Below are 21,999 nucleotides of genomic sequence, written 5' to 3' on the forward strand. Positions count from 1 at the left end.
TATGAATATCAGTGCGATAGCCCAGGATCTGGTGCCCCTGCTCGGGGGCAAGGAGAACATCGTCAGCGCCGCCCACTGCGCCACCCGGCTGCGGCTGGTGCTGGCGGACGACAGCAAGGTGAACAAGGCCGCCATCGACAAGCTGGAAGGGGTCAAGGGGTGCTTCAGCAACGCCGGCCAGATCCAGGTGATCTTCGGCACCGGCCTGGTCAACAAGGTCTATGCGGAGTTCGTCACCCTGACCGGGACCGGCACCGCCAGCAAGGCGGAGCTGACCGACATGGCGACGGCCAAGCTCAACGTGGCCCAGCGTCTGGCGCGGACCCTCTCCAACATCTTCGTGCCCATCATTCCGGCCATCGTCGCCTCCGGCCTGCTGATGGGGCTGCTCGGCATGGTGCGCACCTACGGCTGGGTCAACGCCGACAGCGCCCTGTTCGTCATGCTCGACATGTTCAGCTCGGCAGCCTTCATCATCCTGCCGATCCTCATCGGTTTTACGGCGGCGCGGGAATTTGGTGGCAATCCGTACCTCGGGGCGACGCTGGGCGGCATTCTTACCCACCCGGCCCTGACCAACGCCTGGGGCGTGGCCGGGGGCTTCAAGACCATGGACTTCTTCGGCCTGGATGTCGCCATGATCGGCTACCAGGGCACCGTCTTCCCGGTGCTCCTGGCGGTCTGGTTCATGTCCCACCTGGAGAAGCAGCTGCGCAAGCGCATCCCTGACGCCCTGGATCTCATCCTCACCCCGTTTTTGACCGTCATCATCACCGGCTTCGTGGCGCTGCTCTTCATCGGCCCCGCCGGGCGGGTGCTGGGGGATGGCATCTCGTTCGGTCTGAGCGCCCTCTATGAGCAGGCAGGCTGGCTGGCGGGTCTGGTGTTTGGCGGCACCTATTCGCTCATCGTCATCACCGGCATCCACCACAGCTTCCACGCCATCGAGGCGGGGCTGCTGGCCAACCCTGCCATCGGCGTCAACTTCCTGCTGCCCATCTGGGCCATGGCCAACGTGGCCCAGGGCGGGGCTTGCCTCGCGGTCTACTTCAAGACCCGGGACGTGAAGATCAAGGCCATCACGGTGCCGGCGGCCATGTCCTGCCTGCTCGGCATCACCGAGGCGGCGATCTTCGGGGTCAACCTGCGCTACATCAAGCCCTTCCTGGCCGGCCTGTTCGGCGGGGCCTGCGGCGGCGCCTACGTGGTGGCGGCCAAGGTCGGCATGACGGCGGTGGGCCTGACCGGCATCCCGGGCATGGCCATCGTCCAGCCCATGAGCCTCATCCACTACGTCATCGGTCTGGTGATCGCCTTTGGCGCCGCTTTCGCCGCCTCCTACCTGCTCAAGTACAAGGTGGAGTGATGAAGGAAAGCCATCTCCTGAACCAGGTTGTCCGGTCCCTGCTGGCCGGACAGCTCAAGGCGGCGGCCGATCCCCATCGGCCCCGCTGGCATCTGGCAGCCCCGGTGGGGCTGCTCAACGATCCCAACGGCTTCATCGAGCACGACGGGCGCTACCATCTTTTCTACCAGTGGAACCCGCTCGGTTGCGAGCACCGCAACAAGGGCTGGGGGCATGTCACCTCCACCGATCTGCTGCACTGGCAGCACGAGCCGGTGGCGCTGCTGCCCACCGAGGCCTATGAGAGCCACGGCTGCTATTCGGGCTCGGCGGTGAGCGACGAGCAGGGGCGTCTGACCCTCATCTATACCGGCAACGTCAAATACCCGGACGGCAGCCGCACCGCCTACCAGTGTCTGGCCCGTGCCGACGGTGAGGGGGGCTTTGCCAAGCTGGGACCCGTGCTGGACCTGCCCGCAGGCTACAGCGGCCATGTGCGCGACCCCAAGGTGTGGCACGACGGTCGGCAGTGGCTGATGGTGCTGGGGGCCCGCACCCTGGACGATCGGGGTGAGGTGCTGCTCTATCGCGGTGACACCCTGGATGCCTGGTCACTGGTGGGCCCCATCGCCGGCAGCGGGCGCGGCGGTCTCGGGGAGTTTGGCTACATGTGGGAGTGTCCGGACCTCTTCCCCCAGGGAGATCGCCATGTGCTGATCAGCTGCCCGCAGGGGATTGCCCCGCAGGGAGAGGATTATCGCAACCTCTACCAGTGCGGCTGGCTGGCGGGTGACTTCGACGGTGAGCGCTTCGAGCACGGGGCTTTCCACGAGTTGGACAGGGGATTCGAGTTCTATGCCCCCCAGACTACCCAGGATAGCCAGGGGCGGCGCCTGCTGTTCGGCTGGCTGGGCTTGCCGGAGGAGAACGAGATGAGCCAGCCCACTCTCGAGCACGGCTGGATCCACCAGATGAGCTGCCCGCGGGAGCTGTTCTGGCAGGATGAGTGGCTCTGCCAGCGGCCGGTGGCTGAGCTGGGCACCCTGAAAGGGGAGCAGACCCGCTTCGAGGGGGCGCCGGACGAGCTGCCTGCCCTGGCCATCGACTCGGCCTGGCTCGATCTGGCGCTGTGCGGTGAAGGGCGCCTCAGGTTCGGGGCCGTGGTCGAGCTGGTGTGGCAGCCTGGGCGTCTTGTGCTGCGTCGCCAGAACTGGCAGAGCGGGGAGTGGGAGGAGCGAAGCGCCCCCTGGCTTGGGGGCAAGATCACCGTCTTGTGTGACCGCTCCAGCCTGGAGTGCTTCGTCGATGGCGGGCGCCAGAGCTTGTCGACCCGTTACTTCCCCGGCGAAAATCCAGTACTTTCCGCACGTTGTGGTGGTGATGGCAGCAAAATTTGCCTCGATCACTGGCCGCTGGCGGCCTGCCTAGTACAATAGCCCGGTCTCAGTGTGCCGGGAGGTCAGGTGGAGAAGAAGAAACGGATCACGATTGCCCAGATAGCCACGCTTGCGGGGGTCTCCAAGGCCACCGCCAGCCTTGTGCTCAACGGCAAGAGTGCGGAATACCGCATCGCCGACGATACCCGCAAGCGGATCCAGGCGGTGGCGGACGAGTGCCACTATCAGCCGAGCATCCACGCCCGCTCCCTGCGGGAGGTGCGCAGCTACACCTGGGGGCTGGTGATCCCTGACCTCACCAACTTCGGCTTCGCCAGCATCGCCCGTGCCCTGGAGGCCCGCTGTCGGGAGGCGGGGATCCAGCTGCTCATCGCCTGCTCCGAGGATGACCCCACCCTGGAGCAGCGGGTGGTGGACAACCTCATCAGCCGCCAGGTGGATGGCCTCATCGTCGCCTCCAGCGGCCACAGTGACGACATCTATGCCCGCATCCACGACCGCTTGCCGGTGGTGCAGCTCGACCGCCACATCGGTGAGTCGCGCCTGCCCATGGTGATCTCGGACGCCTGCAAGGCTACCGCCGAGCTGGTGCAGGATATGGCCGAGGATTGCGGGGAGGAGATCTACTACTTCGGCGGTCTGCTGGATCTCTCCCCCAGCCGCCACCGGCTGGCGGGTTACGAGCTCGGATTGCACCGGGCCGGGCTGGAGGCCACTTCAGACCGGGTCCGCCACCGTGACTACCAGCCGAGCTCGGGCTATCAGCTGATGTCTGAGCTGGTGGACGAACTCGGGGCGCCGCCGAAGGGGCTTTTTACCGCCTCTTTCACCCTGCTGGAGGGGGTGCTGCGCTACCTCAACGAGGCGGAACTGATGGAGACCGGCATGCGCCTGTGTACGTTCGACGATCACGATCTGCTCGACTGCATCCCCATGCGCATCGATTCCGTGGCCCAGGATTGCCCGGCCCTGGCCCGGGCCGCCTTCGAGATGATGCAGCAACTCATCGCGGGCAATCCCCCAGCCCAGACCGCCCAGGTCATTAACCCCAGGGTGCGCTGGCGCAGCCGCCGTTAGGCACACGGCTTCCCTTTCCTGTGAAAAAGCCCCGCCGGATCCGGCGGGGCTTTTTCTGCTGCGCCTGGTATGAGGGCGTCAATCGGTGATGCTGGCCCGCCAGAAGATCTGCTTGATGTGAGGGTGCTCCCCGAGCGTGTTCATCAGGGCATCGAGCTTGGTGCCATCGATGGCGGTGGCGAGCAGCGCCGCCGAGATCTCGAGATCCTGATCGCCGAAGGGGGTGATGTCGAGCTCGCTCAGGGGGTAGTGGGCCTGCTCCAGCATCTGCTCGAGCCAGGGCAGCACCTCCTTCTGGTGAGCGCGGCCGATGAGAGCGGTCACGTGATAGGTCGCTTCGGTGTCCATGTTGTCCACCGGGTCACGGTTTATCTGGTTGACCAGGGGGCGCAGCAGGGTGTTGGCGGCCAGCACGAAGAGGGCGCCGAGGATGGCCTCCAGGGCGAACCCGGCGCCGCAGGCGGCCCCGACAGCGGCCACGCCCCACAGGGTGGCCGCTGTGTTGATGCCCCGGATGTTACCGGATTCCCGCATGATGACGCCGGCGCCGAGAAAACCGATGCCGGAGACGATGTAGGCCACCACGTGGACGACCCCGTAACTGCCGCCATGCAGGTCATAGATGCGCTGGGCCAGGTTGACGAACAGGGCCGCCCCCACGGCGACCAGCACGTTGGTGCGAAGGCCGGCGGTGCGCTGGCGGTACTGGCGCTCCAGGCCGACCAGGCTGCCCAGCACGAAGGCGAGCAGCAGGCTGGCCAGGGTGTCGAGCAGGGCGAGAAAATCGAGTTGTTGCCACATTCTCATGAAGGGTCTCCTCCTGGGATGCCGACCAGCCTGCTCCCCCGGGTTGTGTGAGAGATGGGGGGCAAGGTCGACATCGTGGTGAATGCAAGGGCGCGACCCCCCTCCTGACGGGGCGGGATGGCGCAGAACAGGGTAAAGGCCCTTCACGGTTGCCCGGGAAGGACCTCGCCTCATTCGAGGGTCAATGCCTGGTGGCGTCGTCCCCGGCGCGGGGGCGCAGTTCCCAGCGTACCGGGTGGACAGCCCCGACCTGGTGGATGAACTGCACCAGATAGCGGCGCTGGGGCGGCGTGCAGTAGAGGCTCAGCACCAGCACGCGGCCTTCACCGCGCCCGGGCTTCATGGACTGCAGGGGACTGAGTCCGGCCGGTTGCAGGGTGTGGCTCACCGCCGCCAGCACCTGCTCCATGTCGGCTCTGTCTTCGCAGCGGATGTGCAGCCGATAGAGGTGCTGACGCCGTCTGCCACGTTGCCAGAGTGGTCGCAGGCCCCGTCCCAGTCTGCTCAGCAGGGAAGGGGATTTGTCAGCGACAGGGTTGTTTGAAATCAAGCGCATAGCAGCCTCCTTTTGGGAAGCAGAAACTATGCAGGCAAGGTGTCGGGGGATGAGTCCGCGTCACCTGACGTCAAGTGTGAAAAGCGGGGAAAAGAGGGATCCACTTCTCGCAGGGTGGCGAGTCGCGGCAGAGAAAAACCTGCGGCTAGCTCGCGACCAGGGTGCCGACGACGAGGGTCGGCGTGCGTCTGTCACTTGATGAGTTGCCCACCGATGGTCTCCGCTAGTGATAAAGAGGCGACATGGTAGCCGATACGGCGGCCTGGGTAAACCCCGAGCCCTTGATAGCAACATATTGAAACATAATAAAAAAGAGATGAAAGCGCCGGTGAAGGGAGCCCTCTTCCCTTCACCGGCGGGCCCTTGGGGGGTTACCGGGTCTTGTCGATGCCCAGGTATTTGAGCATCAGTTTTTCATAGATGGGTTCGGTGTCGCCCACCTGCATCTTGTGCAGGAAATACTTCTCGAACGCTATCTTGGCCAGGTGGACCCACTTCCCTTTCTTGAACCAGGCGACGTTGCGCGGCGGGATCTGCGGCATGGCCACGAAGGCGGCCCCTGTGTCCCCCATGTCCGCCAGACAGATGGCATTCCACACCGCCCGGGTGACTGGGGGCTGGCCGTCCAGCTCTGCCTTGATGTTGTGGCTCAGGGTGCGCACCATGGCTTCGATCATGTAGCCGGTCTTGGGCACCCCGGTCGGAACCGGCGTCTTGTGCTGGGGCGGGATGGCGATGCAGACCCCGGCGGCGTAAATCTGCGGGAAGACAGGGTTGCGCTGGTGTTCGTCGACGATGACGAACCCGCGGGGATTGACCAGCCCCTCGAGACCCCGCAGGGGGCTGATGCCGGCGAAGGCGGGCAGCATCATGGCATGCTTGTAGGGGAGGCTGTGGGTGCGCTTGACGTTGCCATCTTCATCCAGCTCCTCCACCGTCATCACCCCATCCTTGGCCGCCACGGTGCGGGCATTGCAGATCCATTGCATGTCGCGCATGCGCAGCTCGCTCTCCAGCATGCCCTTGGAATCCCCCACGCCGTTGAGGCCGAGGTGACCGATGTAGGGTTCGCTGGTGACGAAGGTCATGGGCACGTCCTTTCTCACCTTCTTGTCGCGCAGGTGGCGATCGAGGATGAAGGCGTATTCGTAGGCCGGGCCGAAGCAGGAGGCGCCGGGCATGGCACCGACGATCACCGGACCCGGTTCGTCGAGCAGCCCGTTGACACTGTGCAGGCACTCCTCTGCGTGGGAGAGGGTGCAGACGCTGGCGGTGCCGCCCGCCGTCGGGCCTGCTCCCTGCACCTCTTCAAAGGCGAGTGCGGGGCCGGTGCAGAGCACCAGAAAGTCGTAGTGCAGGTGCTGGCCATCGGAGAGGCGGATCTGCTGTTCGAGGGGTTGCAACCCGGTCAGGGCGGCGTGGATGAAGCGGATCCCCTTCTTCTTCACATGAGGCTCTATGGGGAGGGAGATATCCTTGCGCTCTCGCCACCGGACCGCAATCCACGGGTTCGAAGGGTTGAATTCAAAGTCGGGTTTGTCGTTCACCAGGATGACGTCGTGCTGCTTGCCGAGTTCGGCCTTGAGCTCGTAGGCGGCCGACATGCCCCCCAACCCTGCCCCGATGATGATGATGGTTGCCATAATGAGCCTCCGCTCTATTACACGGCTCCTGTGAGCCAATATGTCCGCCTGCCTATTTGAGCCCCATTCGCCTGAGCACGGCGGCGGCGGGACAGACCCCGGTGAACGCGCTCTGGATCAGGTTGACCCCGACAAAGACGCTCAACCAGACAAAGCCCGGGTGGACCCAGGCCGTTAGCAGCAGCGACAGCAGCAACATGCCACCCGCGACCACTCTGACTCCGTTATCGACGGTCATTTATCGTCTCCTTTTGTTTAGTGATTGCTAATTTAGAGTTGTTTTATACAATAGAACAAATATCAGCAATTGCTAATTTAATCTTATGAGCCACTTCGACGAGATGAACCGACATGCGACAGCCGCCGCCGGCCTGCTCAAGGCGCTGGCTCATCCCGAACGCCTGATGGTGCTCTGCCAGCTGGTGGAAGGGGAGAAGGGGGTCGGGGAGCTGCTGGCCCACAGCCAGCTCGGGCAGTCGGCCTTCTCCCAGCAACTGTCGGTATTGAAGCGCCAGGGCCTTATCCGCTCGCGCAAAGTCTCCCAGCAGATCTACTACTCCCTGGTGAGCGAGGCGGCGGCCGATGTGCTGGCGGCGCTGCAAACCCATTTTTGTCACTCAGATGAGGAAATTCGATGATGGAAAGCCAATGGCTGCTCTCGTTGGGGGGCGGCATGCTGGCGGGGCTCTCGGCCCTGATCCTGATGTTGTTCAACGGCCGGGTGGCCGGGATCAGCGGCATTCTGGCCGGTGCAATGCAGTACAAGACCCCCTGGCGGGTGCTGTTTCTGCTGGGATTGGGACTGGGGGCCTGGCTGGCGCTGACCCTGGGTTGGGCCACCATGCCCGCCTTTGATGCCTTGCCCGGCTGGCCCGTGGTGCTGCTGGCCGGCCTGCTGGTGGGCATCGGCACCCGTCTTGGCAATGGCTGCACCAGCGGTCACGGCATCTGCGGCATGGGGAGGCTGTCGACGCGCTCCGTGGTGGCGACGCTCACCTTTATGGGGATGGGCGTGGCGACCGTGTTCTTTACTCACCACATGTTTTGACGGGTTGATTGCCATGAAATTGCTGACAAGTGTGTTTGCGGGTCTGTTGTTCGGGCTGGGAATGGCCCTCTCCGGGATGATGGATCCGGCGCGGGTCACCGGGTTTCTCGATCTGGCCGGTGCCTGGGATCCCAGCCTGGCCTTCGTGATGGGAGGGGCCCTGGCTGTCTTCATGCCGGGCTACTTCCTGCTGGTGAAACCCCGTCGTCTGAGCCTGCTGGGGGAGCCCATGGCCCGGGTTCCCGCTCCCGTGCTGGATCGCCGCCTGATTGGCGGGGCCGCACTGTTCGGGATCGGTTGGGGCCTGGTCGGCATCTGTCCAGGGCCTGCCTTGAGTCTCATTTCCAGCGGACAGCCCATGATATTGTTGTTCATCGGGGCCATGGCGGCCGGGATCCTGCTGGTGGACAAGGTCTGGAACAGGGTGCTGGAGAAGGCTCGCCAGCACCGTATTGCCTGAGTTTTCAAGGTGCCCATGAGCCAGGGAAGGAGAATCATGATGAACACAATCCGGTTGCTGGTGACCACCCTGCTGGTCATGACATCCACCCTGGTGGCGGCCGAGGAGGCCAAGGGGCCGCTGACGCTGACCCCGCAGCGCGTCACCGACTGGCTCACCCTGAGCGGTACCGTGAGCGCCATTCATCAGGGGACGGTCGCGGCCCAGACCAGTGGCCGCGTCTCCCGCATGCTGGTGGATGTGAATGACGAGGTACAGGCCGGGCAGCCCCTGCTCGAGATAAGCGGCAAGGAGCAGTCTGCCGCCGTGACCGGCGCCGAGGCGCGGGTGGCCAGGGCCCAGGCCCAGCAGGTGGAGGCCGAGCGCCAGCTCACCCGTTATCAGGCCCTCATCGCCAAGGGGGTGATCACCCGGGCCCAGCTCGACAACGCCCAGGCAACGGATCGGGCCGCCCGCGCCGAGGTCAATGCCGCCGAGGCCGCCCTCATCCAGGCCCGGGAAGCCTACGGCTATACCCGTATCCTCGCCCCCTACGCCGGGGTGGTGACCAGGCGGCTGGTGGAGCTGGGGGAGACGGTGGCCCCCGGTACGCCGCTGCTATCCGGTTTCTCCCTGGGCGAGCTGAGGGTGGAGCTGGAGCTGCCCCAGTCCGCACTGGCTCTCGCCGGCCAGCCGTCGGATGTGCAGGTGCTGCTGCCCGGTGGCAAGGCCGTGACTCCCGTCAAGCTGACCCGCTTCAACTACGCCGACAGCCAGAGCCACAGTTTCCGGCTGCGCCTCGATCTGCCGTCGAACACGGCAGGGGTGCTGCCTGGCATGTGGCTCAAGGTGCAGCTCAAACAGGGTGAGCGTCAGGTGTTGCAAGTGCCGGAGCCCGCCCTGCTGCGGCAAGGGGAGTTCAACGGCGTCTACCTCAAAGAGGGGGAGGGCTGGGCCCTGACCCCGGTGCGGGTCGGCCACTGTGAGGCTGGGCTGTGCGAGGTCCTGGCGGGTCTCAAGGGCGGTGACACCCTGGCCCCCGATGCCTGGACCCGTCAACAGGAGGTGCCCCATGAGTAGCGATCTGAACGACAACCATGGCCACCTGGGGCCGGCGGGTCGGCTGGCGGCCCTGTTTCAGGGCTCGGCCATCACCCCGCTGCTGGCGCTGGTGGGGCTCTTGCTCGGCCTCTTTGCCGTGCTGGTGACCCCCAAGGAGGAGGAGCCCCAGATCGATGTCACCTTCGCCGACGTCTACATTCCCTTCCCGGGGGCCAGCCCGGCAGAGGTGGAATCCCTCGTCACCACCCCTGCCGAGCAGGTGGTCTCCCAGATAAAGGGGATAGATACCCTCTACTCCTTCTCCCAACCCGATGGTGCCCTGCTGGTGGTGGTGTTCAAGGTAGGCGTGAGCCGGGAGCAGGCCATCGTGGATCTCAACAACCAGCTCGACTCCAACCGCGACTGGTTGCCACAGGGGATCGGAGTCGGTCAGCCACTGGTAAAACCCCGGGGGATCGATGATGTGCCCATCGTCAGTCTGACCCTCTGGAGCAAGCAACTGGGGGCCCCCGATCTGACCCGGGTCGCCCACGAGCTGGAGACCGAACTCAAGCGCATTCCCGGTACCCGGGACATCTACAGCCTGGGGGGCCAGCGCGCCGTGCTGCGGGTGATGCCGGACCCGGCGGCCCTCAGCGCCCATGGCATCAGCTGGGGCGAGCTGAGCCAGCGACTTGCGGCCGCCAACCGGGTGGGCAGCGAGCAGGCCGTGGTGCAGGATAACCGGGAAATCAAGGTGCAGGTGGGGCAGTTCCTGCAAAGCGAACAGGAGGCCCGCGAGCTGGTGGTGGGGTTGCACGACGGCAAGCCCGTCTATCTCGGTGAGGTGGCCCGGGTGGGGCTTGGGGAAGAGACCCCGGTCCAGCGAAGCTGGATGGGGCAGGGGCAAGCCAGCTACCCGGCGGTGACCCTGGCCATCGGCAAGCAGCCGGGGCAGAACGCGGTGGAGGTGGCCAAGCGGGTGGAGGCACGGGTCGAGAGCCTCAGGAACCGGCTCATCCCGGCTGGCGTCGAGGTGACGGTGACCCGTGACTACGGCGTCACCGCCGAGACCAAATCCAACACCCTCATCGGCAAGCTCATCTTTGCCACCACGGCGGTGGTATTGCTGGTGCTGGTGAGCATGGGGTGGCGCGAGGCGCTGGTGGTGGGGGTCGCCATCGTCATCACCCTGGCGCTGACCCTGTTTGCCAGTTGGGCGTGGGGCTTTACCCTCAACCGTGTGTCCCTCTTTGCGCTTATTTTCTCCATCGGCATCCTGGTGGATGACGCCATCGTCGTGGTGGAGAACATCCACCGCCATCGCGGCCTGGGCAAGGGGTCCCTCAAGGATCTCATTCCGGGCGCGGTGGACGAGGTGGGGGGGCCGACCATACTGGCGACCCTGACCGTCATCGCGGCCCTGCTGCCCATGGCCTTCGTCAGCGGCCTGATGGGCCCCTACATGAGCCCCATCCCCATCAATGCCAGCATGGGGATGCTCATCTCCCTGCTGGTGGCCTTTATCTTCTCCCCCTGGCTGGCCAATCACCTGCTCAAACGCGAGGGGCGTGTCGCCCACGGGGAGGCCAAGGCCGGGCTCTTTCACCGGCTGATGACCCCCTTCCTGATGGGGGCGGGTGCCAAAAGATCGAGACATAAGCTCTGGCTGGTGGTGTTGCTGCTGGTCGGGGCGGCCGCCGCCATGCCGGTGGTGCAGTGGGTGGTGCTCAAGATGCTCCCCTTCGACAACAAGTCGGAATTCCAGCTGGTGCTCGACATGCCGGAGGGGGCGACCCTGGAGCAGACCGAGCGCACCCTGCTGGCGGTGGGTCGGGAGCTCGCCAGGGTGCCCGAGGTGAAGGATTACCAGATCTACGCCGGCACCGCCGCCCCCATCAACTTCAACGGGCTGGTGCGCCACTACTTCATCCGCAGCGGCGCCAACGTGGGGGACATCCAGGTCAATCTGGTGGACAAGCATGAACGGGATCGCAGCAGTCACGAGATTGCCCGGTCGGTGCGTGCGCCCTTGCAGGCCATCGCCAGCGCGGCAGGGGGCAATCTCAAGGTGGTGGAGGTGCCCCCGGGACCGCCTGTCTGGTCGCCCATTGTCGCGGAAGTGTATGGCCCGACGCAGGCCGCCCGCGAAGCCGCTGCCCGCGCCGTACAGGCCCGCTTTGTGGCCACGGCGGATCTGGTGGACGTGGACATCTATCTGACCGACCCCCAGCCCAAGTGGCGGCTGGTGGTGGATCGCGCCCAGGCGGCCCTGCTCGGGGTCGATCTCGGGGATCTGGTGGCGACCCTCAACGGGGGCGTGGGTTATCAGGATGCCAGCTGGCTGCAGGGGCAAGGCGCCAAGTATCCGGTGCCGATCCGCATCGAGCTCGCCCCCGGTGACAAGCGGGATCTGACCGGCATCCTGGCTCTCAAGGTGCGCAGCCAGAGCGGCCAGCTGGTGCGGGTCTCCGAGCTGGTGAGCCGTCGTGACGAGGTCTCCCCCAGCTACCTCATGCACAAGAACATGCAGCCCATGGTGATGGTGGTGGCTGACATGGGCGGCCATGCCGACAGCCCGCTCTACGGCATGTTTGCCGCCGGTGCTGACATCTCGCTGCCACAGTATTACGTGCATCAGCCCGACAAGCTGGGGGAGGTGGCGCTCTTGTGGGACGGGGAGTGGAAGATAACCTACGAGACCTTCCGCGACATGGGGCTAGCCTACGGAGTGGGGATGATCCTCATCTACCTGCTGGTGGTGGCCCAGTTCCGCTCCTATCTGGTGCCGCTCATCATCATGGCCCCCATTCCGCTCACCCTCATCGGGGTGATGCCGGGTCACGCCCTGCTGGGGGCCCAGTTTACCGCCACCTCGATGATAGGGATGATTGCGCTGGCCGGGATCATCGTGCGCAACAGCATCCTGCTGGTGGATTTCATCGAGCAGCAGCGGGCGAGTGGCATGGCGTTCGAGCAGGCGGTGATCGAGGCGGCGCAGGTGCGAGCCAAACCCATCATGCTGACGGCGCTGGCGGCCATGATAGGGGCGCTTTTCATCCTGGATGACCCCATCTTCAATGGCCTCGCCATCAGCCTGATCTTCGGGATCCTGGTTTCCACCCTGCTCACCCTGGTGGTGATCCCACTGCTCTACTACAGCCTGCTCGTTCGCCGAAGTCAGAGGTAAACACAGGGGGCACGTGCCCCCTGTTTTCTGGCATCACACCGCCTCGCGGGCATCGCAGGTTTTCATCAGGGGGAAATAACGGCGATCCGCCTGGCTCATGTGACCCACGACCAGCTCCTGGATGATGAAGTTGAGCAGGGCGTCGTTGCCAAGGGTGCCCGCCTGTGCGGCCGCCATCAGCTGACCGGCTTTTTTCAGCAGATGCTGGTGCTCCTGGCGATGGGCCGCCAGCTCCTCATAGCCATATTGCGCGAGGACCTGCTCTTCGAGGAGGAAGTGCTGGCGCGCCATCTCGAATATCTGCGCCATGTCTGCCAGCAAGGCATCCGGATGGATGCCGGGATCCTGCATGTGCTCGAGCAAGCGGTTGGCCAGCAGGTAGAGCTGGCGGTGGTCCGCATCGATGCGGGGGTGGCCGCATGCGTGGGCGGGCTGCCATTGCAGGGTGCCGGGGAGGGGATCCTGCCCGGTGGAAAACAGGCAGACCCTGCCCCGGCCATGGTGCTTGGCTTGATACATGGCCTGATCGGCGTGGTGCATCAGGGTCTTGGGGTCGGTGCCGTGATCCGGATAGAGGGCGACCCCTATGCTGCCGGAGATGCGCAGCGCCTGCTGCTCAAGCTGGAAGGGGTGATGCAGGCAGTGGTGCAGCTTGTCGGCGACCGCGAGGGCCGAGGCATCCGTATCGGGCAGCATGATGACAAACTCGTCCCCCCCAAGGCGTGCCACCAGGTCTTCTTCCCTGACGCACTCCCCCATGCGCTCGGCCACCAGCTTGAGCAGCAGGTCGCCGGTTTCGTGGCCGAAGGTGTCATTGATGGGCTTGAAGTGGTCGAGATCGATGAAGACCAGGGCCAGGGGCTGCTGTGGAGCCTGCTCCAGGGTCTCCTTGAGCCGCTGTTGCAGCAGGCGGCGGTTGGCCAGGCCGGTGAGGGGGTCATAGAAGGCGAGGCGGCGCATCATCTCCTCCCGGGCCGAACGTTCGGTGACATCCCGGGTCACCCCCAAAATGGCGTCCGGTCTTGTGCTGGCGCTGCCATGTAAGGTAGTGACCGTCTCGATGGTCACCAGATGACCCTGCTTGTGGCGCAGCTGGGAGTGGATGACGCACCGGGTCTGTCCATGATCCCCCCGTTGCCAGGCCTCGAGGGAGACGGTGATGCCGTCGCGAAGCTGTTTCCAGGACTCATCGGGGAGCAGCTGGCGCAGGGAGAGGGCAAAGAGTTCGGCGGGTTCATAGCCGCTCAGGGATGCGATGGCGGGGCTGATGTAACGAAAACGCAGGCTATTGGTATCCATGGTCCAGATCACGTCGCCGCTGTTCTCCGCCACGAAGCGGTAGTGCTGCTCGCGCTGGGCCAGTTCCCGGGTGAGCCGCTGTCGGTCACTGGCCTCTTCCCGCAGACGCAGATAGAGGTGCAGGAAGACGCCGAGCAGTGCCAGCAGGGAGAAAGAGATCAGCATGGCGATGGCCACGCTCCTGTCGAGCAGTTGGCGCTGCTGACGAAGGCTCGCCTGGGTACTGTTGTAGAGAAAGGGGGTGAGGTTGGGCACCGCCTTGATCATCCCGGCCTCCTGGTAGGTGCGGGCGATCTGCTGCCAGCGATCCTGCTGCATGTAACCGGGCTCGATGATGTCGGGCTGCATCAGGGCCCGGGTTTCACGGGCCTCGAAGGCGAGCGCCTCGCGCCCGGCCCCGCTGGGGTAGTGCTCCAGGATCAGGTTGATCATCTCCTCGGGATGATCCATGGCATAGCGCCACCCCTTGAGGCTGGCCTGCAAGAAGCGCTGGACCCGCTCCTGCTGGTTGATGACCTCACTCTCCGAGGTGAAGAGGTTGTCTCCGTAGAAGTCGTAACCGATGTCGCGGGGGCTGAACACCCGGAAGGGAATGCCCTGTTGCTGCAGGGTGAAGGGCTCGGTTGTGCTGTAGGCGCTGATGACGTCCGCCTGGCCCCTCAGCAGTGCCTGGACCCCCCGCTCGTAGGGCAGGGTCTCCCACTGCCGGCTGCGGGTGTAGCGATGCAGGTAGGTGAGCAGCTCGTTGGAGCCGGGTTCGAGCATCAGCCGCTTGTTGGCCAGATCGCCCGGGGTCTGGATATCCGGCCGCTCCAGGGTGATGAGCATCAGGGGGGAGTGCTGCAACATGGCGGCGAGCACCACCACAGGGCGGCCTGCTGCCCGGGCCAGCAGCAGATCGCTGCCGCGGATGCCGAACTGGGCGCGACCCGTGGTGACTTCATTGATGACGTCGGTGCCCGGCCCCGCCTCCCGCAGGGTGACCTGCAGGCCGGCCTCCCGGTAGAACCCCTTGGCGATGGCGGCGTAGTAACCGGCAAACTGGAACTGGTGCTGCCAGGGAAGCTGCAGGATGACGCGCTCATCCGCCCTGAGGTGAGCCGTGGTCAGGGTGGCAATCATCACCCAGAAGGGCAGAAGCCAGCGTACAGGCTGGCGAGATGCATCGGACTCCGTCATACCGCTGTTCTCTCGGGAGGTGCTCTTCTGGCTAGAGTCAAACAATTTCCTGTTATTCGCAAGGGGAGCAAGCCCCAATAAGATGGGGCGCGGGAGGCATTAAAAGTCATTTTTGTGTCATTCATCACGTCAATGGGCGTCACGGCTCATTTTGAAACCTTGTTGACTCGTCACCGGCCGGTGACAAGGGCATTAGGTGTCATTCCAGGAGGGATGGCTGCCGCCTCTCTTCTCGCCTGTTAATGATAAACTGCGTGTTTTCGGCAATTCCCTCTTATCTTCTCCTGTCGTATCAGAAGTTGATGCTCTTGTCCGTATCGGGTGTCGACCTGTGGCGGTCGGGGGACGCCTTCCTTCGTTCAGGGTGGTATGGTAGTCATCCGTTTCCTGTTTCCCGAGAAGGTCCTGTCATGTCTTCCTTGCGCCTGCTGCTCTCCGACTCCCACGATCCCCTGTTCAACCTCGCGGTGGAGGAGTGCATCTTTCGCCAGATGGACCCGGCCCAGCGGGTGCTGTTCCTGTGGCGCAACGACAATACGGTGGTGATAGGCCGGGCCCAGAACCCCTGGAAGGAGTGCAACACCCGCCGCATGGAAGAGGACGGGGTGACCCTGGCCCGGCGCAGCAGCGGGGGCGGCGCCGTGTTCCACGACCTTGGCAACAGCTGTTTCACTTTCATGGCGGGCAAGCCCGGTTATGACAAGAGCGTCTCCACCACCATCGTCATTGATGCCCTCGCCAGACTCGGCGTGAGTGCTTTTGCCTCCGGGCGCAACGACCTGCTGGTGGCGACCCCGGACGGGGATCGCAAGGTGTCGGGTTCGGCCTACCGGGAGACCCATGATCGCGGCTTTCACCACGGTACCCTGCTGCTGGACGCCGATCTCGGTCGCCTCGCCCACTACCTCAATCCCGACCCCAAGAAGCTGGCGGCCAAGGGTATCAGCTCGGTGAGAAGCCGGGTGGCGAACCTTGGCGAGCTGTTGCCTGGCCTGGGTCATGAGCAGGTGGTGCAGGCCCTGTGCGACGCCTTCTTTGCCCATCACGGTGAGGTGGTGCAGCCCGAGCATATCTCCCCCGAGCGGATGCCCGACCTGCCCGGCTTTGCCGAGATCTTTGCCCGCCAACGCAGCTGGGAGTGGAACTTCGGCCATGCTCCCGCCTTCAGCCACCTGCTGGAGGAGCGCTTCCCCTGGGGCGGGGTCGAGCTTCATTTCGATGTGGAGAAGGGGGTGATAGGGCGGGCACAGATCTTCAGTGACACCCTGGACCCTGCGCCTCTGGATGACCTGGCCGCACGCCTGCCCGGGGTGGCCTATCGTCCCGAGGCCATCGACGAGTTGCTGCGTCAGTGGCGGGCGACGTTTTCGGCCAACCCCGAGCTGGAAGGGTTTTCGGCATGGCTGCTGACCGCCCTGCGCTGACCTTGCCCATGACCAGGATCACAAGATGAACAGGGGAAAAGAGGGAAGAGGGGGCGCGGCGCCCGTCAGGGCGCCAACATGACAAAAAGTAGGGCAGACCATTAGTTATTGTCTCTGTTGATAGAGGTGTCACTGGAGTATAAAAACCGCACCTCAGCAGTATCAATGGTATAAAAATGAATCACTTGGTCTATCTGAAAGATGAGGGCGTCAACGCCGTCTCCCCCGAATTCGCCCGCCATTTTGCCACCGTCAAAGCCCACTTCTTCTCCCGCAATCCCGATCTCTGGCCGGTCTTTCGCGAGCCCGGCTTTGCCACCCTCAACGAGTTTCGCGCCCGTGGACTGGCGCCGGATGCGCGGCTCAATGCCTGGCCAGATGGTCGCGCCCGCCTGGCGGATCTCTGCGAAACCATGCCAGTGCCAGCCACCATGCGCACGCCGGGGGAGCCCATGGCGGAGCTGCTGTTTGCCGGCGCCTTGTCAAAGGATTGGGAGAACCCCTCCAGCGTCGAGAACGTCATCACCATGTCGGCGGATCCCGCCATCTATGGCGCCCAGATGGGCATATTGGCCAACCCCAACCTGGTCTACTCCGAATACGCCGGGGTGGCGGAGGAGCTCGAGAAGAAGGTGGTGCGCCAGATAGCGCTGCTGGCGGGTTATGACCCAGCTCGCGCCACCGGCATCTTCACCCAGGGGGGGACGTTTTGTAACCTCTACGGCTACCTGCTCGGCATCCGCAAGAGCCTGCCACAGGCCAAGCACAAGGGGTTAGGCCACTATCAGGATTACCGCATCATCAACTCCCAGGGCGGCCACTACTCCAACATCACCAACCTTTCCCTGCTCGGGGTGGACATCGAGAACAAGACCATCCGCATCCAGGTGGGCGAGAACAACGACATCGATCTCGACCACCTCGAGCGCACCCTGACCGCCTGCTTCGCCCTCAAACACGTGGTGCCCACCATCATGCTCACCATGGGCACCACCGACACCTTCGGGGTGGATAGGGTCAAACCCGTGGTCGAGCTGCGGGACAGGCTGTGCGAGCGCTTCGAGGTGGCGGTCAGGCCCCACATCCACGTCGACGCCGCCATCGGCTGGTCGATGATCTTCTTCCTGGACTACGACTTTGCCGCCAACCCGCTGGCCATCAACGCCGCCACCCTGGCGGGGATCGAGCGCAACGTGAGCCGCTTCGCCGAGCTCAGATACGCCGACTCCTTCACCGTGGACTTCCAGAAGTGGGGCTATGTGCCCTACACCTCCAGCTTGGTGATGATAAAAGAGCAGGACGATCTCAAGGCGATGGAGAACGACCCGGAGAACTTCTCCTACTTTGAGCGGGACATCCAGGGTCAGACCCACCTGCAATCCACCATCGAGTGCTCCCGCGGGGCGAGCGGCCTGTTCGGTGCCTATGCGGCCCTCAACTACCTGGGGGTGGAGGGGTATCGCACCGTGCTGGCCCACTGCCTGCAAAACGCCAACTACTTCCGCTTCCGGTTAAGCCAGCTCGGCAACGTCAAGCTGGTGGCCCAGGAGAACCAGGGGCCCAGTGTCGGCTTCAAGATCTACAACCCAGAGTGGGTACAGGACCCCGAGGCCGAGTTCGCCTTCGAGCTGGCCCGCTCCAGCGATCCCGCCTACAAGGCGCGCCTGCAGCGCAACACCGACTACCACCGCAGCCTGTTCAAGGGACGCGGCAAGGTAGGGCTCTACACCAACTGGGTGGAGGCGGTGGCACACTCGGAATACGACGAGCGCGGCAAGTATTCCTACATCGCCGGGGAGAAGGCGGTCTTCATGAACCCCGCCTGCGGCCGCGAACAGATCGACGCCTTTATCGCGCATATTCGTGGCTGAAATAGCCACATGTTGTGATGTCATAAATAAAGACGGCGGGATAATCCCGCCGTCTTTTATTGAAATGACTCCGCTTACTGTTTCTGGATGGCGGTCACGGTGAGCTTGCCGGCCGGGTTCTCGGCGTGAAAGCGCACCGCATCCCCCACCTTCAGATCCTTGAGCAGGTCCGTATCGGCCACCCGAAAGACCATGGTCATGGGAGGCATCTTGAGGTTGGTGATCGCCTCGTGCCTGATCCCGACCTTGCCGCTCGCGGCATCGAGGCGGGTGATGGTCCCCTTGATCAGGGTCTGCTCGGTTTGCATGGCGGCCATGTCGTGGCCCTCATGGTTCATCCCCTCCATTTGCGCCATGTCGTGCCCCTGGTGGTTCATCATCTCCTCTGCCTGCAGGCTGGTGTTGGTGGCAAGGCCGAGCAGCAATGTCAGGGTCAACGTCTTGTAATTCATGATCTTTTCCTCGTCGTTTATTCAAAGTCGGTGGTGAAGTCGGGTCAATCGGCTTGCCGGGTTTCGGTCTTGCCAAGGCTGCGGCTACGCCACAGGTAATAGGCGGCGGGCAGCACCAAGAGGGTCAGACCTAAGGCGCTCACCATGCCGCCAATCATGGGGGCGGCGATGCGCTGCATTACTTCGGAGCCGGTGCCGTGGCTCCACATGATGGGCAGCAGGCCGGCGATAATGGTGACCACCGTCATCATCTTGGGACGCAGGCGCAGGGCGGCGCCCTGGATCACCGCCCGGTGCAGGCCCGCCTTGTCCGGCTTGCCGCAGGCCACGAGGTCATCCCAGGCATGGTTGAGGTAGACCAGCATCAGGACGCCGGTTTCCACCGCTACCCCGGCCAGGGCGATAAAGCCCACCCCGACTGCCACCGAGAGGTTGAAGTCGAGCAGCCAGAGGGTCCAGATCCCGCCCACCACCGCCAGTGGCAAGGTGGTGAGAATGAGCAGCACCTCCTGAACGCGGCGAAACGCCAGATAGAGCAGCAGCACGATAATGGCGACCGTGAGCGGCACCACGTAGGCGAGGCGCGCCTTGGCCCGCTCCATGTATTCGTATTGGCCGGACCAGGTGAGGGCGTAGCCCGCCGGCAGCACCAGCTGCTTGCCCACTTCGGCCTTGGCCTCTGCCACGAAAGAGCCGATATCGCGACCGCGAATATCGACGTAGACCCAGCCGTTGAGGCGCGCGTTTTCACTGCGCAGCATGGGGGCCTCATCGCTGATGTAGACCCGAGCCACATCCGCCAGCGCGATGCGCGCACCGCTCGGAGTCACCATCGGCAGCAGCTCGAGGCTCGCCACCGAATCGCGATAGCTCTGGGGATAGCGCAGGTTGATGGGGTAGCGCTCGCGCCCCTCGATGGTCTGGCCCACCTCCATGCCGCCCACCGCGGTGGCGAGCACCGCCTGTACGTCGGCAATGTTGAGGCCGTAACGGGCCGCTTTCAGCCGGTCGATATCCACCTTGACGTAACGGCCGCCCGCCACCCGCTCGGCGTAGACCGATGAGGCGCCCTTCACCTTGCCGACTACTTGCTCAAGCTTTTGGCCGAGCTGCTGGATCACCTTGAGATCCGGCCCCGCTATCTTGATGCCGACCGGGGTCTTGATGCCGGTGGCCAGCATGTCGATGCGGGTCTTGATGGGGGGCACCCAGGCGTTGGTGAGACCGGGGAAGCGGATGAGGGAATCCAGCTCCTCTTTGAGCTTCTCCGGGGTCATGCCGGGGCGCCATTGGTCGCGTGGCTTGAGCTGGATGCTGGTCTCCATCATCACCAGATCGGCGGGGTCGGTAGCGGTCTCGGCTCGACCCGCCTTGCCGAACACGTTTTGCACCTCGGGCACGGTACGAATAAGCTTGTCGGTCTGCTGCAAAATCTCCCGCGCCTTGCCCACCGAGATATTGGCTGCGGTGGTGGGCATATACATGATGTCCCCCTCGTCCAGCGGCGGAATAAACTCGGAGCCCAGGTACTTGAGCGGCCAGAAGCCCGCCACCGTCACCACGGCGGCGACAGCCAGAGTGGTTTTCGGACGGGCCAGCACGGCCTTGAGCAGTGGCACATAGCCCTGACTTAGCCAGCGGTTGAGCGGGTTGGCCTGCTCCGCCAGCACCTTGCCACGGATGAAGTAACCCATGATCACCGGCACCAGCGTGATGGCGAGCCCGGCCGCGGCGGCCATGGCGTAGGTTTTGGTGTAGGCGAGCGGGTGGAACATCCGCCCCTCCTGCGCCTCCAGCGCGAACACCGGCAGGAAGCTGATGGTGATGATCAGCAGGGAGAAGAAGATGGCGGGGCCCACCTCTATGCTCGCCTCGGTGATGATGCGCCAGCGGTTCTTGTCGGTGAGCGCCTCCCGCTCCATGTGCTTGTGGACGTTCTCGATCATCACGATGGCGCCATCCACCATGGCGCCGATGGCGATGGCGATGCCGCCCAGCGACATGATGTTGGCGTTGATCCCCTGCAGGTGCATCACGATAAAGGCGGTCAGGATGGCGATGGGCAAGGAGATGACCACCACCAGCGACGAGCGCAGGTGGAACAGGAAGGCGAGGCAGACCAGCACCACCACGGCGAACTCCTCCACCAGCTTGCCGGAGAGGTTGTCGATGGCGCGCTGGATAAGGTCGGAGCGATCGTAGACGGTGACGATCTCTACTCCTTCCGGCAGGCTGCTCTTCAGCTGGGCGAGCCGCGCCTTGACCCCGTCGATGGTGTGCTGGGCATTCTCGCCATAGCGCATGACGATAATGCCGCCCACAACTTCCCCTTCGCCGTTGAGCTCGGCCAGACCGCGCCGGCTCTGGGGCCCGGTGACCACATCCGCCACGTCACCCAGCAGCAGCGGGGCGCCGCGCACATTGGTACCGAGCGGGATCTGCTTCAGATCCTCGACGCTTTTCAGATAGCCGTTGGAGCGCACCATGTACTCCGCTTCCGCCATCTCGATGACGGAGGCGCCGGTCTCCTGATTGCCCTGCTTGATGGCGGTCTCGATAAGGGAGAGCGGGATGCCGTAGGCGCGCAGCTTGTCCGGGTCGACCCGCACCTGATACTGGCGAACCATGCCACCCACGGTGGCGACTTCGGAGACCCCGCCCACCGTCTGCAACTCGTACTTGAGGAACCAGTTCTGCAGTGAGGTGAGCTGGCTGAGGTCATGCTTGCCGGTTCTGTCCACCAACGCGTACTGATAGACCCAGCCCACCCCGGTGGCATCGGGGCCGAGCTGGGGTCGGGCTGAGGCGGGCAGGTTGGGGGCAACCTGGCTCAGATACTCCAGCACCCGGGCGCGGGCCCAGTAGAGGTCGGTGTTGTCGTCAAACAGCACATAGACGAAGGAGTCGCCGAAGAAGGAGTAGCCGCGCACCGTGGTGGCCCCCGGCACCGCCAGCATGGCGGTGGTGAGCGGGTAGGTCACCTGATCCTCCACCACCTGCGGAGCCTGGCCCGGATAGGAGGTCTTGATGATCACCTGCACGTCGGAGAGATCCGGCAGGGCGTCCACCGGGGTCTGTTTGACCGACCAGAGCCCCCAGGCGGTGAGCATGACAGTCAGCAGCAGCACCAGAAAGCGGTTGCCGATGGACCAGCGAATGATGGAAGGGATCATGACTTGGCTCCTCCCTCTTGGCGTGGCGTGAACGGCAGGACATGGTCGCTAGTAAAGC

At 64.2% G+C, this 21,999-nt stretch carries 17 protein-coding genes; 10 read left to right on the forward strand and 7 right to left on the reverse strand.

All coding sequences use genetic code 11. From position 1 onward, the window contains the following. Position 1 precedes the first annotated feature (1 nt). Genes AB5Y89_RS06705 through AB5Y89_RS06715 form a run of 3 tightly spaced genes read left to right on the forward strand, consistent with a single transcriptional unit; the run spans position 2 to position 3,819 of the window. Positions 2-1,366 carry a sucrose-specific PTS transporter subunit IIBC gene (locus AB5Y89_RS06705; RefSeq protein WP_041214803.1) on the forward strand — a complete coding sequence of 455 codons (1,365 nt, stop codon included), beginning with the start codon at positions 2-4 and terminating at the stop codon, positions 1,364-1,366. After that, on the forward strand, positions 1,366-2,781 hold the full coding sequence (locus AB5Y89_RS06710) for a sucrose-6-phosphate hydrolase (protein ID WP_319908255.1): 1,416 nt from the start codon (positions 1,366-1,368) through the stop codon (positions 2,779-2,781). Before AB5Y89_RS06705 ends, AB5Y89_RS06710 begins: the two co-directional genes overlap by 1 nt. A 27-nt stretch (positions 2,782-2,808) precedes the next feature. Next, positions 2,809-3,819, forward strand: a complete 1,011-nt coding sequence (locus AB5Y89_RS06715) for a substrate-binding domain-containing protein (protein ID WP_041213247.1) — start codon at positions 2,809-2,811, stop codon at positions 3,817-3,819. 78 nt (positions 3,820-3,897) lie between these two features. On the opposite strand, the gene AB5Y89_RS06720 is transcribed toward AB5Y89_RS06715, so the two are convergent. The 4 genes from AB5Y89_RS06720 to AB5Y89_RS06735 form a co-directional block, all read right to left on the reverse strand. Then, complete coding sequence (locus tag AB5Y89_RS06720) at positions 3,898-4,626, reverse strand: MgtC/SapB family protein (protein WP_319908256.1); 729 nt, start codon at positions 4,624-4,626, stop codon at positions 3,898-3,900. Positions 4,627-4,807: 181 nt separating this feature from the next. Next, positions 4,808-5,182, reverse strand: coding sequence for a hypothetical protein (locus AB5Y89_RS06725; RefSeq protein WP_043154730.1), 375 nt, complete (start codon positions 5,180-5,182; stop codon positions 4,808-4,810). Positions 5,183-5,553: 371 nt separating this feature from the next. Then, positions 5,554-6,825: an FAD-dependent oxidoreductase gene (locus AB5Y89_RS06730; protein ID WP_319908257.1), complete on the reverse strand. Its 1,272-nt coding sequence runs from the start codon at positions 6,823-6,825 to the stop codon at positions 5,554-5,556. A 52-nt stretch (positions 6,826-6,877) separates the two neighbouring features. Further along, positions 6,878-7,063, reverse strand: coding sequence for a DUF2892 domain-containing protein (locus tag AB5Y89_RS06735; protein ID WP_041213243.1), 186 nt, complete (start codon positions 7,061-7,063; stop codon positions 6,878-6,880). An 85-nt stretch (positions 7,064-7,148) separates the two neighbouring features. On the opposite strand from AB5Y89_RS06735, the gene AB5Y89_RS06740 reads away from it, so the two are divergent. From AB5Y89_RS06740 to AB5Y89_RS06760, 5 genes are read left to right on the forward strand one after another with little or no spacing between them, the layout of a single operon-like run. Further along, positions 7,149-7,463 (forward strand): helix-turn-helix transcriptional regulator, encoded by a 315-nt coding sequence (locus AB5Y89_RS06740; protein ID WP_039039225.1) that lies wholly within the window; start codon positions 7,149-7,151, stop codon positions 7,461-7,463. After that, complete coding sequence (locus tag AB5Y89_RS06745) at positions 7,460-7,873, forward strand: YeeE/YedE family protein (protein WP_042881673.1); 414 nt, start codon at positions 7,460-7,462, stop codon at positions 7,871-7,873. Before AB5Y89_RS06740 ends, AB5Y89_RS06745 begins: the two co-directional genes overlap by 4 nt. Before the next feature lie 13 nt (positions 7,874-7,886). Further along, on the forward strand, positions 7,887-8,333 hold the full coding sequence (locus tag AB5Y89_RS06750) for a YeeE/YedE family protein (RefSeq protein WP_039039223.1): 447 nt from the start codon (positions 7,887-7,889) through the stop codon (positions 8,331-8,333). A 39-nt stretch (positions 8,334-8,372) separates the two neighbouring features. Continuing rightward, complete coding sequence (locus AB5Y89_RS06755) at positions 8,373-9,392, forward strand: efflux RND transporter periplasmic adaptor subunit (RefSeq protein ID WP_322131483.1); 1,020 nt, start codon at positions 8,373-8,375, stop codon at positions 9,390-9,392. After that, on the forward strand, positions 9,385-12,543 hold the full coding sequence (locus AB5Y89_RS06760; protein ID WP_368223245.1) for an efflux RND transporter permease subunit: 3,159 nt from the start codon (positions 9,385-9,387) through the stop codon (positions 12,541-12,543). The genes AB5Y89_RS06755 and AB5Y89_RS06760 overlap by 8 nt, the downstream gene beginning before the upstream one ends. A gap of 33 nt (positions 12,544-12,576) precedes the next feature. On the opposite strand, the gene AB5Y89_RS06765 is transcribed toward AB5Y89_RS06760, so the two are convergent. After that, positions 12,577-14,964 carry a diguanylate cyclase gene (locus AB5Y89_RS06765; protein WP_368223268.1) on the reverse strand — a complete coding sequence of 796 codons (2,388 nt, stop codon included), beginning with the start codon at positions 14,962-14,964 and terminating at the stop codon, positions 12,577-12,579. 467 nt (positions 14,965-15,431) lie between these two features. Here AB5Y89_RS06765 and AB5Y89_RS06770 point away from each other — a divergent pair, with 467 nt between their 5' ends. Together AB5Y89_RS06770 and AB5Y89_RS06775 are read left to right on the forward strand one after the other, a co-directional pair. Continuing rightward, positions 15,432-16,445: a lipoate--protein ligase gene (locus AB5Y89_RS06770; protein WP_104454464.1), complete on the forward strand. Its 1,014-nt coding sequence runs from the start codon at positions 15,432-15,434 to the stop codon at positions 16,443-16,445. Positions 16,446-16,621: 176 nt separating this feature from the next. Then, on the forward strand, positions 16,622-18,316 hold the full coding sequence (locus AB5Y89_RS06775; protein WP_368223248.1) for an aspartate aminotransferase family protein: 1,695 nt from the start codon (positions 16,622-16,624) through the stop codon (positions 18,314-18,316). A gap of 74 nt (positions 18,317-18,390) precedes the next feature. Here AB5Y89_RS06775 and AB5Y89_RS06780 read toward each other — a convergent pair whose 3' ends face one another. Both AB5Y89_RS06780 and AB5Y89_RS06785 read right to left on the reverse strand, forming a co-directional pair. Further along, on the reverse strand, positions 18,391-18,768 hold the full coding sequence (locus AB5Y89_RS06780) for a copper-binding protein (RefSeq protein WP_368223250.1): 378 nt from the start codon (positions 18,766-18,768) through the stop codon (positions 18,391-18,393). 44 nt (positions 18,769-18,812) lie between these two features. Further along, positions 18,813-21,941 carry an efflux RND transporter permease subunit gene (locus AB5Y89_RS06785; RefSeq protein WP_368223251.1) on the reverse strand — a complete coding sequence of 1,043 codons (3,129 nt, stop codon included), beginning with the start codon at positions 21,939-21,941 and terminating at the stop codon, positions 18,813-18,815. Positions 21,942-21,999 lie beyond the last annotated feature (58 nt).

It is taken from the genome of Aeromonas sp. s4 (assembly GCF_040907855.1).
GTDB lineage: Bacteria > Pseudomonadota > Gammaproteobacteria > Enterobacterales > Aeromonadaceae > Aeromonas > Aeromonas caviae.